At 60.5% G+C, this 14,976-nt stretch carries 14 protein-coding genes and 1 tRNA gene; 4 read left to right on the forward strand and 11 right to left on the reverse strand.

Annotation, left to right across the window (positions count from 1 at the left end; all coding sequences use genetic code 11):
• The first annotated feature begins 6 nt into the window (after positions 1-6).
• The gene (locus tag ROSMUCSMR3_RS19495; protein ID WP_081508456.1) at positions 7-828 is read left to right on the forward strand and encodes a hypothetical protein; all 822 of its coding nucleotides are present in this window, start codon (positions 7-9) and stop codon (positions 826-828) included.
• Here ROSMUCSMR3_RS19495 and ROSMUCSMR3_RS19500 read toward each other — a convergent pair.
• Complete coding sequence (locus ROSMUCSMR3_RS19500; protein ID WP_081508457.1) at positions 813-2,279, reverse strand: cobyric acid synthase; 1,467 nt, start codon at positions 2,277-2,279, stop codon at positions 813-815. The two genes, ROSMUCSMR3_RS19495 and ROSMUCSMR3_RS19500, sit on opposite strands and share 16 nt — an antisense overlap.
• A gap of 149 nt (positions 2,280-2,428) precedes the next feature.
• Positions 2,429-2,749 (reverse strand): DUF6280 family protein, encoded by a 321-nt coding sequence (locus ROSMUCSMR3_RS19505; protein WP_037271076.1) that lies wholly within the window; start codon positions 2,747-2,749, stop codon positions 2,429-2,431.
• A gap of 217 nt (positions 2,750-2,966) precedes the next feature.
• Here ROSMUCSMR3_RS19505 and efp point away from each other — a divergent pair, with 217 nt between their 5' ends.
• Positions 2,967-3,530 (forward strand): elongation factor P, encoded by a 564-nt coding sequence (gene efp / locus ROSMUCSMR3_RS19510; RefSeq protein ID WP_008282186.1) that lies wholly within the window; start codon positions 2,967-2,969, stop codon positions 3,528-3,530.
• Positions 3,531-3,608: 78 nt separating this feature from the next.
• Here efp and ROSMUCSMR3_RS19515 read toward each other — a convergent pair whose 3' ends face one another.
• A complete protein-coding gene (locus ROSMUCSMR3_RS19515) occupies positions 3,609-4,976 on the reverse strand; it encodes a sodium:proline symporter (RefSeq protein ID WP_081508458.1) in 1,368 nt (455 codons plus the stop codon).
• Positions 4,977-5,078: 102 nt separating this feature from the next.
• On the reverse strand, positions 5,079-5,858 hold the full coding sequence (locus tag ROSMUCSMR3_RS19520; RefSeq protein ID WP_081508680.1) for an SDR family oxidoreductase: 780 nt from the start codon (positions 5,856-5,858) through the stop codon (positions 5,079-5,081).
• A gap of 194 nt (positions 5,859-6,052) precedes the next feature.
• Here ROSMUCSMR3_RS19520 and ROSMUCSMR3_RS19525 point away from each other — a divergent pair, with 194 nt between their 5' ends.
• Entirely contained in the window at positions 6,053-7,066 is a 1,014-nt protein-coding gene (locus tag ROSMUCSMR3_RS19525) for a Hint domain-containing protein (protein WP_081508459.1), read from the forward strand.
• A gap of 100 nt (positions 7,067-7,166) precedes the next feature.
• On the opposite strand, the gene ROSMUCSMR3_RS19530 is transcribed toward ROSMUCSMR3_RS19525, so the two are convergent.
• The 7 genes from ROSMUCSMR3_RS19530 to trpA all read right to left on the reverse strand — a co-directional run bounded on the left by ROSMUCSMR3_RS19530 (position 7,167) and on the right by trpA (position 13,749).
• A tRNA-Arg gene (locus tag ROSMUCSMR3_RS19530) sits at positions 7,167-7,243 on the reverse strand.
• Positions 7,244-7,285: 42 nt separating this feature from the next.
• Positions 7,286-8,062, reverse strand: a complete 777-nt coding sequence (gene truA, locus ROSMUCSMR3_RS19535) for a tRNA pseudouridine(38-40) synthase TruA (RefSeq protein ID WP_081508460.1) — start codon at positions 8,060-8,062, stop codon at positions 7,286-7,288.
• A gap of 87 nt (positions 8,063-8,149) precedes the next feature.
• The gene (locus ROSMUCSMR3_RS19540; RefSeq protein WP_008282191.1) at positions 8,150-9,637 is read right to left on the reverse strand and encodes a replicative DNA helicase; all 1,488 of its coding nucleotides are present in this window, start codon (positions 9,635-9,637) and stop codon (positions 8,150-8,152) included.
• 249 nt (positions 9,638-9,886) lie between these two features.
• Positions 9,887-10,564 carry an orotate phosphoribosyltransferase gene (locus ROSMUCSMR3_RS19545; RefSeq protein WP_081508461.1) on the reverse strand — a complete coding sequence of 226 codons (678 nt, stop codon included), beginning with the start codon at positions 10,562-10,564 and terminating at the stop codon, positions 9,887-9,889.
• A 554-nt stretch (positions 10,565-11,118) separates the two neighbouring features.
• Positions 11,119-12,378: a DNA-packaging protein gene (locus tag ROSMUCSMR3_RS19550; RefSeq protein WP_081508462.1), complete on the reverse strand. Its 1,260-nt coding sequence runs from the start codon at positions 12,376-12,378 to the stop codon at positions 11,119-11,121.
• Between the two features lie 10 nt (positions 12,379-12,388).
• Positions 12,389-12,850, reverse strand: coding sequence for a hypothetical protein (locus ROSMUCSMR3_RS19555; RefSeq protein ID WP_151979205.1), 462 nt, complete (start codon positions 12,848-12,850; stop codon positions 12,389-12,391).
• Positions 12,851-12,957: 107 nt separating this feature from the next.
• Positions 12,958-13,749, reverse strand: coding sequence for a tryptophan synthase subunit alpha (trpA, locus tag ROSMUCSMR3_RS19560; RefSeq protein WP_008282195.1), 792 nt, complete (start codon positions 13,747-13,749; stop codon positions 12,958-12,960).
• A gap of 126 nt (positions 13,750-13,875) precedes the next feature.
• Here trpA and ychF point away from each other — a divergent pair, with 126 nt between their 5' ends.
• Positions 13,876-14,973: a redox-regulated ATPase YchF gene (gene ychF, locus ROSMUCSMR3_RS19565; RefSeq protein WP_008282196.1), complete on the forward strand. Its 1,098-nt coding sequence runs from the start codon at positions 13,876-13,878 to the stop codon at positions 14,971-14,973.
• The last annotated feature ends 3 nt before the right edge of the window (positions 14,974-14,976 follow it).

A 14,976-nucleotide genomic window follows, 5' to 3' on the forward strand; every position in this document is an offset into this window, starting at 1 on the left:
AAGAGCATGTCCGACCCCGTGACCAATGTGGAAATCGAGGATGTCCTGTCGTCGATAAGGCGGCTGGTCTCGAATGGCCAAGCCGAACGCCTCAGCACAACCGTGGCCGCGCCGCGCGAGGCAGGGATGCCGGCGGCGGACCGGCTTGTCCTGACACCGGCCTTGCGGGTGGATGAACCCGTAGCAGAGCCACCTGCCGAGGCTGTGGATGCCGAAGAGCCGGATGCGCATAACGTTTGGACAGGCACAGATCTGTCTGAGCATGAGACAGATGTTCAGGACGAAAGTGCGCCTGAGGGGATAGAGACAGAGTTCAGTGAGACCGATCAGACGCCTGATCTTCCGTCGGAACTGAGCGCGCAGGCTGCAGAATTTGAAGCGATGATCGCCGGGCGCGACGATCAGTGGGAGCCGGATGGCGCCTCTGACGACGATTACGCCGGGGGAGCCGCTGAATCGGTGCTGAGTTGGTCCGAGACGGATGAGCCAGAGGGTGACGAAGAGGCAGAGCTGGACGAGGCCGAGACGGCCCCCTCAGTTGATCCCGACTGGGATGAGTCGGACGATCTGGCCTCGGAACGCCATGTTCAGGATTGGCAGGATGCGGATGCGGCGGATTTGCGCCCGGCACCGGATGCCGATGCGGATCGCGGCGAGGGTCTGCTGATGGATGACGCCGTGCTGGATGAAGAGGCCCTGCGTGATTTGGTGGCCGAGATTGTTCGGCAAGAATTGCAAGGTGCCTTGGGCGAGCGGATCACCCGCAACGTGCGCAAACTTGTGCGCCGCGAGATTCACCGCGCGCTGACCAGTCAGGATTTCGACTGAGTCGGAATGTCTGCACTGAGCGAAAAGAGCAGATCTAAATCCATATACGCTTCCAGATGCGCCGCGAGAGCGTCGAGCGTGGCCTCGACATCTGCCCCATAGCTCAGGTCTGATCGCGCACCTAGCCCTGCCAGAAACGCCGCACGAAACGCGTCGGACGCGAAGAGCCCGTGCAGATAAGCGCCGCGCACCCGGCCACTGGCCGAAGCGGCCCCCTCAGGGCGATCCCCGACACGCAGCCATGCGTGCGCGCAATCCGGGCCGATGGTTTCACCCAAATGGATTTCATACCCTTCTACGGCATCGCCAGTTTCGAGATAGGTGGCCTGTGTCAGGGCAAGTCGCTTTTCCGGCTTCATCACCGTCACGACGCCGAGATGCCCCAGGCCGGGCACCGAGGCGGGAGGGCCCTCGATGCCGTCCGGGTCTTCGATCCGGTGCCCCAGCATCTGATAGCCGCCACAGATGCCCAGCACATGCCCGCCGCGCCGGATGTGGGCGGCAAGGTCGATATCCCAACCTTGGGCGCGGAAATGTGCCAGATCGGCGATGGTGGATTTGCTTCCGGGGATAAGCACCAAATCGGCATCGCCGGGCAGGGGGCTGCCTGCTCCGATGATTTCCACACTCACACCCGGTTCGCTGCTGAGGGGATCAAGATCGTCGAAATTGGCAATCCGGCCAAGACGCGGCACGACCACCTTGAAAGCGCCGCCCTTGGTCGAGGCGATATCCATCACATCCTCAGCCGGAAGGCGCCATGCGTCTGAAAACCATGGCACGACGCCCAAAGAGGGCCAGCCTGTGCGCGTCACAATTTCGCGCAAGCCCTCGTCAAAGAGGCTGACATCGCCACGGAACTTGTTGATGGCAAAAGCCTTGATCCGGGCGGCATCTTGGGGCGGCAACACCGCTTGGGTGCCGACAACCTGCGCGATGACCCCACCCCGGTCGATATCACCCACAAGGATCACGGGCACGCCTGCGGCCTCGGCAAAGCCCATATTGGCGATGTCTCCGGCGCGAAGGTTGATTTCCGCGGGGCTGCCCGCCCCCTCGACCAGCACGAGATCTGCGGTGGCGGCAAGGCGGTGAAAACTCTCAAGCGTGGGGGCCAGCAACTGCGGTTTGGCCCGGGCATAGTCGCGGGCACGCAGCGTGGCAAAGCGGCGGCCCTGCACGATCACTTGGGCGCCAATATCGCTCTCGGGTTTGAGCAGTACGGGATTCATATCGGTGTGTGGCGCGCGGTACGCGGCCAGCGCCTGAAGCGCCTGCGCGCGACCAATTTCGCCGCCATCCACGGTGACAGCGGCATTGTTTGACATGTTTTGCGGCTTGAACGGGGCCACCGACAGGCCACGTCGGGCATAGGCGCGCGCCATACCTGCCACGAGCATGGACTTGCCCACATTCGAGCCTGCCCCCTGAATCATGATCGCGCGTGTCATTGCGATGCCCCTTTTGCCGCTCTGTGCTGATACCGTTTGAGAGTGCAGGGGGAAAGGCCGGTTTCCGTCACAAAGGCCTGTTTTCCCGACCGCAACGCAAAAGCCCTGCCACTAGGGCAGGGCTTTGATACGTGGTCAGGCAGCAGTGCTCAGGCGGCTTCGGCCTGCGCCGCAGCATTCCGGCGTTCACTTTCTTCGCGCGAGAGGGCCACAGAGGTGCGCACGCCCTTGGATACGAAATCCATCAGGCCGGCAACAACCCGCTCATTCGGGTCGATCCCGGCGCAGGACAATACTTCGCGGCCATCACGGGACCGCGCCCAGCGGGCGATCTGCTCGGGGCCATTGCCATATTTCTTGTCATCGGAAATGGCGTCATCCAGAGCGGCCAGCACAACGGCCGCAAAGAGTTTACGAGCACGGTTGCCCTGTTCGGCGTTGAAAGCCGTACCGTCAACGAAATCCTTCATCATTCGTCCTTGTTCTTATTGCTCTTGCGTTTTGGGCGTGACGGACCTTATGGCGGAGTTTTTGCGATTCGGATAGAGCACAGTTGCATAACTTCTATGCGAATTTTGCATGCCTCGCCACGATGCATAACGACATTTCGTTGTCTTGCCACCCATCATCCCTCCAGATATAGGAAGCATCAATCTCACATCAACCTTTTGTCACGGTTTGAACGCAATGCCCAAGATCAATGGAAACGAAATTCGCCCCGGTAATGTGCTGGAGCATAATGGCCACCTCTGGGCCGCGGTGAAGGTCGATCACGTAAAGCCCGGCAAGGGCGGTGCCTTTGCTCAGGTCGAAATGAAGAACCTGCGCAACGGCTCCAAACTCAACGAACGCTTTCGCAGCGCCGACAAGGTCGAGCGTGTGCGCCTTGAGCAAAAGGATCAGCAGTTTCTCTATGAAGAGAATGGCAAGCTGGTGTTCATGGATGCCGAGACCTATGAGCAGATCGAATTGCCCGCTGACCTTTTGGGGGAACGTCGTCCGTTTCTTCAGGACGGTATGACCATCACGGTTGAATTCCACGAGAGCGAGGCGCTGCACGCCGCGCTGCCGCAAAAGGTGATTTGCCGCATCGTCGAGACTGAGCCCGTCGTGAAGGGGCAGACGGCGGCCAATAGCTTTAAGCCTGCGATCCTCGATAATGGGGTCAAGGTCATGGTGCCGCCCTTTGTTGGACCTGACGAGGATATCGTCGTCAACACCGAGACGATGGAATATTCCGAGCGCGCCTGAACGGGCAAGAGCACTGAAAACGAAAAAGGGGGCAGGCCGGTGTTGGCCTGCCCCCTGTTCTTTTGAAACACGCCCGGCTCAGCTGCGTCGAGCGCCCATCATCACCGCGGCAAAGCCAGCGATCAACACCCCCACGCAGATGACCAACAGCTGCTCGTATTTATGGGCCTCTGGCAGTAGCGCAACGGCCCAGTCGGCTTCGCGCGCGAAGTAGAGCACGGCACCGAACATCGCCGCACCAAAAGCCACCAGATAGGACCAGAGTGCGATGTGACGCCCCATCACCAGCCCAATGATCAGAATAGGTGTCAGAAACATGCTGGCCGTGCCGCTGATGGCTACAGCGTCGAACAGCGTCTGATTTCCCCATAGGGTCAGACCGGTGCCAACCACCATGAACGCGATCATTGCCATGCGCCCACCCGCAAGCGACCGCTGCCCCAGTTTCAGCTCGTCCACCACAAGCCGCGCGGCACTGGCCAGTGCTGAATCGAGCGTGCTGAGAGCTGAAATAAGCAGTGACACGAGCAACGCCACAAAAAGCCATGCCGGGAACATCGTGGCCCAAGTGCCAATCAACTCGCCCTCATATTCCGCCCCGACCAATCCAGCCTGAATGCCGAAAAAGCCAAAGCCAATGATACAGAGCGTAGAGATCCAGAAGGCATGCAGGAAAGAGCGGCGCGTTGTCTCGGGATCGGCGATAAAGCCACGATCCATCATCACCGGGTCATGTGCGGGGTAAGAGAACACCTGCAACAGCGCCACCAGCAAAAGAACTTGGCCACTCCAGGCACCGGAAGTGCCCGGCGCGGTCAGCACGGCCCCAAGGTCAAAGCCGGGGCTGATCACGAGCGCTACAAAGGCAACCGCGAAAACGCCCAAGAATACCACCATCTGCAACACATCGGTGCGCAGCGCCGCGCTTAGCCCGCCCCAAGCGCTATAGGCCAACCCAAGCACCGCGACGATCAGGATAGAGGCGTCGCGCGCGATGCCCATTTCAGGCAGGGCTGCGGCAAAGATCAGCCCCACCACCAGCAGATTGGCAAAAACCTCGGACAAGAGCCGCAGAGCAATGACGAAGTTGTAGCAGGCCTTGCCCATTGCGCCAAAATGTGTGCCCAGCCAATCCTGCACAGAGCCCGCGCCACCTGCACGCAATCGGCCTACGATATAGCCGCCGCTCAGGAAAGAGCCGTAGTAAGCAGCATAGGCCAGCGTGCCCCAAATCCCGAAGAAATACCCCAGAATGGCCGAATTCATCAGAGAACGAGCGAAAATCCAGGTAGTGACCTGGCTTAGGACCAGCACCCAAAGACCTGGCGCTCGGCCATCCGTGCCGGTGCCGTTGAAAAAACCTTCAATCGTGGCGCGACGCGGTGCGACGAACAGGCTGCCCAGAATGACGAGGCCAAAAAGGCCAATAATCGCCAATGCTTGCATGACTTGTGTTTCCTCCGTGGAATGGTTGCTCCAGTGCTAATGACCAGAGCGTTCCAGCACCAGAGTTTATGTAGCCCGATCTCGCTTTCGTGATGCCCGCGATCAGAGCGTTGCGTTGACGCCGCCGCCATCTAGCAGGATGTTTTGTCCCACGATAAAACCCGCATGCTGGCTACAGAGAAAGGCACAAGCCGCGCCAAATTCCTGCGCCGTGCCATAGCGCCCAGCGGGAATGCTGGCACAGCGGCGCGCCTTTGCCTCCTCCATGCTGATCCCTTGTGCTTTGGCCACGCCTTCATCCAGTGCTTTGGCGCGATCCGTGGCATGGATACCCGGTAGCAGGTTGTTGATCGTGACGCCGCTGCCAGCCACTTGCCGTGACGTGCCCGCGACATAGCCTGTCAGGCCTGCGCGCGCCGAATTGCTAAGACCTAGCGCCGGGATCGGCGCCTTGACCGATTGCGAGGTAATGTTGACCACACGGCCCCAGCCCCGCGCCATCATTCCGGGGACCAAGGCCTTTATCAGCGCGATAGGGGTCAGCATATTGGCGTCGAGTGCTCGGATAAAATCCTCGCGGTCCCAATCAGACCACAGACCCGGCGGCGGTCCTCCGGCATTGTTGACGAGAATGTCCACGTCTTGCGCCACGTCAAGCACTGCTGCGCGACCGGCCTCTGAGGTAATGTCGGCTGCGACCGTCTGAACGGTAACGTCGAAATCCGCACGAATGGCCGTTGCTGCCGCCTCGAGCGCCTCGCCGCCGCGTGCGTTGATCACCAGATCGACCCCTGCCTCGGCCAATGCGCGCGCAGAGCCCAATCCCAAGCCTTTGGACGCGGCGCAGACCAACGCCCGTTTCCCCTTGATCCCCAGATCCATCATCCACTCTCCTGCTTAATCAACGCGAAATTAACACGCTGTCGGCAAGAATGGCCAGATGCTTGCAAGCGGGCGTGTGACGGGCCTCGTCCACGAGGGCATGTCCATCACATTGACGCCATGATACCACAATTCTAAACTACGCTGCCCGATAGAGAATTGTGACCCCAGCCATATCAGGACCAACTGCACCCATGACCTCTGATCTTGCCCCGTCCGACCACATCCTGCCCGTGTATACGGGATTGGATTTTCGCGTCGTCAACGGGGCGAACATGGGGGATGCTCTGTCTTTTGCGGCAGAGCTCGACCTCGACGATGTCTATGAGTTGCAGCCGCAAGCGCGGCAGCTTCGCCTCTCGCTTTCTCTGGCAGGGGGGGCACCATTTAAAATCGCTCGCGGCTCCGAGGTTGGTCGACCCGGTGCGCAAATCCATCTCGACTGTTGCCTGACGTTGATGTCGGGCACCGGGCGCACAACCGAAATGATCGTGTTGGTCGAGGTGGATGATGCCGAAAACATGGTAGAGGTTTTTGCCATGCCGCTGGCGCAGATGCGGCCCAAGACCGGCTATGCGCTGGTGGGCATTGACACGGAGAACGTGCTGCAACGTTTTGCTCAGGTGGCGTGCGTGTCGTTCTCGCGGGGCACCCACATCACCATGGCAACGGGGGAACAGCGCCCGGTCGAAACCTTGGTGTGCGGCGACATGGTCCTTACGCGCGATGACGGGGTGCGGCCAATTCGGTGGGTCGGGCATTCGACCGTTCGCGCGGTTGGGGATTTCGCCCCCATTCGGATTTCTGCTGGGGCGTTGCACAATGAAAACGACCTATTGGTCAGCCCCGATCACCGGCTCTTTATCTACCAGCGCTCGGATGCCCTTGGTGCGGGCCGGGCCGAAGTATTGGTGCGCGCCCGGCATCTGGTCAACGGGGATACCGTGCGCCGCGAGAGCGGCGGTTTCATAGATTACGTGCAACTGCTCTTTGACCGGCATCAAATCATCTATGCCGAAGGGATTGCTGCCGAAACTCTGCTGGTCGATCCGCGCACCTCTGCTGCACTGCCCGCCGATCTCAAAGAGGCGCTGAGCCGACAGATTGCAGGCCAGAACGCCCCCAGCCACCTGCAATTCGAGGTGGGGCAAGCGCTGCTCAATCACCCGAATGCGGCGGATATCCTGAAACGGGCGTCAACGCGCTAACTACTGGCGTGGCAAGAGGCCAAGTCAGATTTGCGTTATCGCCTGCATCGCGCACAAACACAGGTGGCCGGCGCATATAAGACAGCGGATTCACAATATCTGGCGATCCCGGGAGGACTCGAACCCCCAACATCCTGATTAGAAGTCAGGTGCTCTATCCGGTTGAGCTACGGGACCGCTGAGCAGGGTCTTAGCGTGGCAAGGACGCAAGATCAAAGCCTAATCTTGCGCGGCGAACGGGTCTTGCGGATAGCTGACCCCAGCCAGATAGAGGCCATGAGGGGGGCACACCGGGCCACAGGCGGCGCGGTCGCGTGCGTTCAGTGCGGCGCGCACCTCATCGGGATGCCAAGACCCCGCGCCCACACGCTCCAACGTGCCCACGATACTGCGGACTTGATTGTGCAGAAACGACCGGGCGCGCAGGCGGAAATGGATCTCGGGGCCCATGGCGCTCTCGTGCTCCGAAATCTCAATGGCGTCCAATGTCTTGATTGGGCTTGCCGCCTGACAAATGGTCGAGCGGAAAGTGGTGAAATCATGCATCCCGATCAGATGTTGTGCGCCTGCGCGCATCGCCTCGATATCGAGCTTTGGGCGCACATGCCAAACCCGGCCTCGGTCCAACGTAACAGGGGCGCGCCGCGACATGACGCGAAAAAGATAGCGCCGCTCGTTTGCGGAAAACCTTGCGTGCCAGTCTTCAGCGACACGCACGCAGGCCGTAATCGCCACGGGCAAAGGTTTGAGGTGATAGTTGAGCGCCTCTGAAAGGCGAAACGTGCCCCATTCCCGTGTCAGGTCGCAATGCGCCACCTGGGCAATCGCGTGCACGCCTGCATCCGTGCGCCCGGCGGCGGCGATGGTATGGGACCCCGGTTCAATCCGCGCGAGCGCCGCCTCGACGGCACCTTGCACAGAGGGGTGATCGACCTGCCGCTGCCATCCGGCAAAGGGCGCGCCATCATATTCGATCCGGAGGGCATATCGGGGCATGGTCGGCGGGTCTTGCTATCAATTGCGGTTCATCTGGCCCGAAATACCTCGGGGGTTCGGGGGCAGCGCCCCCGTCCATTGCAGGTTTCAGTAGTCGGCGTTTCCGCCTTGTTGCCAGGGCTTGACCAGATTGCCAAAGCGGGTGAACTGCGCCTCAAAGCTCAATTCAACCGTACCGATAGGGCCGTGGCGCTGTTTGCCGATGATGACTTCGGCCTTGCCATGCAGGCGCGACATCGCCTCTTGCCATTCGGCCATCTTATCCATTTCGTGATCGCCCGGCTTTTCGCGTTCCTTGTAATATTCTTCGCGGAACACGAACATCACGACATCGGCGTCCTGTTCGATCGAGCCGGATTCGCGCAGGTCCGAGAGTTGCGGGCGCTTGTCCTCGCGGCTTTCGACTTGGCGCGACAACTGCGAAAGGGCCACGACGGGGATGTTAAGTTCCTTGGCTATTGCCTTGAGCCCCATGGAAATTTCGCCAATCTCCTGCACCCGGTTGTCAGAGGACCCGCGCACAAGTTGCAGGTAGTCGACGATCAAGAGATCAAGACCATGCGTGCGCTTTAACCGTCGCGCGCGCGCGGCAAGTTGTGAAATCGGGATCGCGGCAGTATCGTCGATATAGAGCGGACAGGATTCCAGTGTCTTGGCGGCTTCGACAAAGCGGCGGAACTCGCTTTCGTCCATGTCGCCCTGACGGATCTTGTGCGAGGAGATTTCCGAGGCTTCGGCCAGCACCCGACCGGCCAATTGTTCGGCGCTCATTTCAAGCGAGAAGAAGCCCACGACGCCGCCATCCACAGCCCCCTCAGACCCATCGGGCAGCGTGCCTCGGCGATAGGCCTTGGCTACGTTAAAGGCGATATTGGTCGCGAGCGACGTTTTGCCCATCGAGGGGCGGCCCGCAAGGATGAGAAGGTCGGATTTGTGCAGCCCGCCCAGTTTTCCATCAAGATCGACCAGCCCGGTTGAGATGCCTGCCAACCCGCCTTCGCGCTGATAGGCGGCGTTGGCCACATTAACAGCGTCTGTTACAGCCTTGAGAAAGCTTTGAAATCCGCTCTCGGACTGACCTTGCTCAGCCAATTGGTAGAGCTTTTGTTCGGCCTCGACGATTTGATCCTTGGGTTCGCTATCGACATTGACGCGGGCCGCCTTGCCGGCGATGTCATGACCCAAGGCAATAAGCGCGCGGCGGATCGCCAGATCATAGATCATTTGCGCATAGTCGCGCACGGCGAAGGTCGAGATCGCGGCACCGGCCAGTTTGGCAAGATACGCAGGCCCGCCAAGCTCTTTTAACCCCTCATCATTTTCGAGGAACGCGCGCAAGGTTACGGGCGAGGCGAGGTTGTTCTTGGCGATGCGGGCGGCGGCGGTTTCGAAAATACGGGCATGGACGGGGTCGTAGAAATGCTGTGGGCCGATAATGGCGGCGATGCGGTCATAGACATCGTTATTTGTCAGAATCGCACCGAGGAGTTGCTGCTCAGCCTCGATCGAATGCGGCACGCTTTCAGCGGATTGAATCTCTGCCCCAGTCGGATTGAAAGCGCTGATCTCGTTCATGCCTGCGGTCCCCGTTTGTTCGGTGTTTTATCGGTATCGTGTCGGTAGTCTTGGTTCGAGAGTTCTAGGCCAATCCTTGCGCGCTCGCCACTTGTATAAACCTGTGGGCATTTGGCGGGATAAGTCGGTGGATAGGGCCGCGCCACAGAAGCGCTTCCCATATCCTGTATTAGGATTTTCCTAGCCTACCACATATCGAAGCATTTTACGATTCGAGAGGTGGTTTATCCCCATCCCCTGAGGACAAATTTATTTCTTGTGTGCCGCCTGCCACTTACGGGGATCGCGCAAGAAATCTTCGACCGCGTCAAGAGTAGCGGCCTCGAAAATCGCTTGCGTGCGCGCCTCGGCCAACACATCCCACCACGTGCAGAGGTGATGCAGGGCCACGCCGTGATCGCCAAGGGTTTTCTTGGTGTCGGGGAAAATGCCGTAGTAAAAGATCACCGCCGTATGGCCGCAGGTGGCCCCGGTTTCGCGGATGGCATCCACAAAGCTGAGCTTTGAGCCGCCATCCGTGGTGAGATCCTCAACCAAGAGTACGCGCTGCCCCTCGGTCATGGCCCCTTCGATGCGAGCGTTGCGCCCATAGCCTTTCGGTTTCTTGCGCACATAGGTCATGGGCAGGGCCATACGCTCGGCGACAAGGGCCGCAAAGGGAATACCCGCGGTTTCGCCGCCCGCGATATTGTCGAACGCCTCAAACCCGGCTTCCCGCATCACGGTGATCGAGAGAAAATCCATAAGGGTGCTGCGGATGCGCGGATAGGAGATCAACTTGCGGCAGTCGATATAGGTGGGTGAGGGCAGGCCCGAGGCCAGCGTAAAGGGCGTGTCCGCGTTGAAATGCACTGCGCCGATTTCCAGCAGCATGCGGGCGGTCAGACGGGCGATCTCATCCTTGGGCGGGTAGGTGGTGGGGATCATGGCAGGGTCCTTGGGTTGGGCGGTACGCGGTAGAGAGTTGGGCGTCCAGAGGAGGTATTGTCAAGAAAAAGGGCTATATTTTTCAACTGAATGTGGGTTTGCCTGTCTCTTTATGTCCGCCTTTGGAATCTACGCTTGGTCCGATGGTTCAGACTGGGATGATGCTTTGGATTTAGCATCTACCAATCAGCCCATGCCAAGAAAGCCCTTAAAAACAAAATGTCAGGGCCGCACTACCGGATCTTTGGGTTCCTGTCGATTGTTGGAAATCGGGGCCGTTTGAGCATTCAGCACTCCAAGCCGATGACAAGGTGGACTGGGGTCCTTGCGCGAGACATGCCGAACCGGCCTTGGGTCAGCGATATCGTCTACGTTTGAACAGTGCACAGAACGGTGTATCTTGCGCCTTTATCCGTTGAATTGAGCCTGCATGCCCCCTGCATGGATCAAAAGATTCATGGCAGCGTTAAGCTATCGTGCCTGGCGTCGCACGGGGGGCGGCGCCGATGTCCCGGGTCAGGCCCGGGACGTTAGACCCCCGTCGGCGGCGCGCTTTAGACCCCGCGCACCCTTGGGCGGACCCATTTCGAGGCGGGTTCCACGATGAGATCGGTGAGCGCCCAGACCAACGCATCGACGCGGTCGGGGCTGCCACGGCCCTCATAGCCGCGTGCGGTCATGGCGCACATCTGATCCTCCAACGTGCCAAGCCCGCGCGCGTGATGGACCCGGCCCTGTTCATAAAGCGCTGCCACCGGCTCTGCCCGTGCCACCTTGCCCCGGCTGGCGTGGACCTTGCGCAGGGGCACGAGGGGGTCGACCTGCCGGATCACCTGTTCCACCAGATCGCCGCCCTGATTGACCTCGGCCACCACCCGTTCTGCCCCCCAAAGCTCGCGTGCGCGGATCACGGCGCGGGCCCAGCGGGCGGGGCTGGCGGCGCTGACGCTGGCATCGGCCAGAACATAGGCGCGCCAGTCCTGCACCGGGCCGCGCGTGATGGCCCCGACCACAATGATCCCGCATTCATCCGATGCGGCATGGCCCGAAACCGGAGGATCAACCGCCACCACCACGCGGTCAAATTCGGGCAAGGTGTCGACGCGCGCGGCCTCTAGCATGGCTGGGCTCCAGAGCGCATCCTCGGCCTCGTCAATCAGCAGGCCGTCCAGTTCCTGCCGCCCAAGCCGCGTGCCTGCATAGCGTGCGCGCACCTCGTCAAGGAAGCTCTCGGCGAGATGGGCGCGGTTGGCCTCGGTGGGGGCGGAGCTGGTCACAGTGCTGGGGGTGGCAAGGATGTCCTTGAGCACGCCCACATTGCGCGGCGTGGTGGTGACGCAGACGCGCGGCGCTTCGCCCAACCGCAGACCGAATTGCAGCATGTCCCAAGTTTCGCGCGCGCGTTTCCACTTGGCCAGCTCATCCACCCAGGCTCCGTCGAATTGCGGGCCGCGCAGCCCCTCGGGATCATGGGCGGAAAAGGCCTGTGCCACCGCGCCATTGGGCCAGATCAGCCGCTTGCGCGTGGCCTGCCATTCGGGGCGGCGGTCGGGGGGCGAACAGGCGAGAATGCCGCTCTCGCCAAAGATCATCACTTCGCGCACCTGATCAATCGTCTCGCCCACAAGGGCGATCCGCTTGCAGCGGCCTGTATCCATGGGGCGCGCGCCTTCGACCTCGGACCGCACCCATTCGGCCCCGGCGCGGGTCTTGCCCGCCCCGCGCCCGCCCATGATCACCCATGTCCGCCAGTCGCCCGAGGGCGGCAGTTGATGCGGCAGCGCCCAGAACTCGAAGAGATAGGGCAGGGCCATGAGCTCGCCGTCACTCAGGGCATCGAGAAAGTCGTCCCGGACAGCTTGCCCGTTTGAGACGATCCAATCGGCACCCGATCTGATGCCGGGCGTCGTCGAAATCGAGGGCGTATCCATGGACAATACCAAGGTCTTCTTTTCTGCGTCGTTCAAGTTGTGCCTCCGCTTCCAGAGCGATTTTGAGCCATTGCCGGATCTCGGCGGTGGCCTTGGTCGCGTTTTTCAATTCATCCAGATCACCGGCTCTGATCCGTTGATAGATCTCTGCCAGATCGACGCGCATGTCGGCCAATTGCTGTTCCAGCGCGTTGATCGAGGTGGTCAGGCCGGTGGGCCCCTCGTCGGGGGTGATCAAAACCATGCGTGCTCTTGCCTCATGAGTGGTGTGTTTCGGTGGGCCCCTCTGTCTGCTCGACATGAAAAAACGGCCTCCGGGGTTTCCCCCGGGGCCGTTGCCCATTTCGTCCAGCATGTCACAACCTATACGTGAGGCCGCGCGGTGAGTCAAGTCACAGCGCGATAGCTTCGACCCGCAACTATCCGTTATATTTACGTTTTATTAACTATTCGGCATGGCACTCAGGCGCGGTGTGCCCCGTCGGCCAGACCTTTTACAAAGGCCAAAACCTCTGTGACCGCTTTGCCCTTGGCAATCTCGCCCACGATGGCCGAGCCTACGACGCAGCCATCGGCAACGCTGGCAATCGTCTGCGCAGTTTCCGGTGTGCGGATGCCAAAGCCCACGATCACCGGTAGATCGGTCTGAGCCTTGATGCGTGCCACCTCGGGGGCGACATCCGCCGCCTCTGCCGCCGCTGCCCCGGTGATGCCGGTGATCGAGACGTAATAAACAAAGCCAGAGGTGTTTTCGAGCACCTTGGGCAGGCGTTTGTCATCGGTTGTGGGGGTGGCGAGGCGGATGAAGTTCATCCCCGCCTTGCTGGCCGGAATGCAGAGTTCGTCATCCTCTTCGGGGGGCAGATCAACCACGATCAGCCCGTCGATCCCGGCGGCCTTCGCATCGGTCAGGAACTTGTCCACGCCACGATTGTAGATCGGGTTGTAATAGCCCATGAGCACGATGGGCGTGCTGTCATCGCCTTTACGAAACTCGCGCGCCATGGCCAGCGTTTTTTCGAGCGTCATGCCCGCCGCCAGCGCCCTCTGACCGGCGAGTTGGATGGTTGGCCCGTCCGCCATCGGATCAGTAAAGGGCACGCCCAATTCGATGATATCCACCCCCGCAGCAGGCAGCCCCTGCATCACCGCGAGCGAGGTGTCATAATCCGGATCGCCCGCCATGATGTAGGAAACGAACGCCTTTTTACCGGCGGCCTTCAACTCTGCGAATTTGGCGTCGATACGTGTCATGTTGGTCTGTCCTTCGAATGGGTCCGTGCGGGTTTGGCGCAAAGCGCGCGGGAAATCAATGCCCGGCTTGACCTTGGGGGGCGCAAACCCGTAGATGCGCGCAATTCACCGCATGGAGGGTCTGAGATGGGCTTTAAAATGGGAATCGTGGGCCTGCCCAATGTTGGCAAATCCACGCTCTTTAATGCGCTCACCCGCACGGCTGCGGCGCAGGCGGCGAACTTTCCCTTTTGCACGATCGAGCCGAATGTGGGCGAGGTGGCCGTGCCTGATGCGCGGCTGGACAAATTGGCGCAGATTGCCGGATCCAAGCAGATCATCCCGACGCGCATGACCTTTGTGGACATTGCCGGGCTGGTCAAAGGGGCGTCCAAAGGCGAGGGGCTGGGCAATCAGTTTTTGGCCAATATCCGCGAGACGGATGCGATTGCCCATGTGCTGCGCTGCTTTGAGGATGGCGATGTGACCCATGTGGAGGGGCGCGTTGATCCGGTGGCGGATGCCGATACGATCGAGACCGAATTGATGCTGTCTGATCTTGAGTCGGTTGAAAAGCGGCGCGCAGGCCTGCAACGCAAGCTCAAGGGCGGCGATAAAGAGGCGGCACAGGCTGAGCGGCTCTTGGCCGCAGCGCAGGCCGCGCTGGAAGAGGGACGCCCGGCGCGCACGGTTGAGGTGGATGCCGAAGACATTAAAGCATGGAAAATGCTGCAACTTTTGACCGCCAAGCCGGTGCTCTATGTCTGCAACGTGGATGAGGGGAATGCCGCGACCGGCAATACCCATTCTGAGGCGGTGGCAAAGATGGCTGCTGAACAGGGCGCGGCCTCAGTTGTGATTTCTGCGCAGATCGAAGAGGAAATCTCCAAGCTCGAGCCGGAAGAAGCGGAGATGTTTCTAACCGAGATGGGGCTGGAAGAGGCGGGGCTGGATCGGCTGATCCGGGCGGGCTATGGTCTCTTGCATCTTGAGACGTATTTCACCGTCGGGCCCAAAGAGGCGCGCGCCTGGACCATTCCGGCAGGCACGCCAGCCCCCAAGGCGGCGGGCGTGATCCACGGCGATTTCGAGCGCGGATTCATCCGGGCCGAGACGATTGCCTATGACGATTTCGTGACACTTGGCGGCGAGCAAAAGGCCAAGGACGCGGGCAAGATGCGGTCTGAGGGCAAGAGCTATGTCGTCAAGGATGGCGACGTTTTGCACTTTCTCTTCAACACCTGAGCG

This window comes from Roseovarius mucosus, from assembly GCF_002080415.1.
In the GTDB taxonomy this organism is placed as follows: domain Bacteria; phylum Pseudomonadota; class Alphaproteobacteria; order Rhodobacterales; family Rhodobacteraceae; genus Roseovarius; species Roseovarius mucosus_A.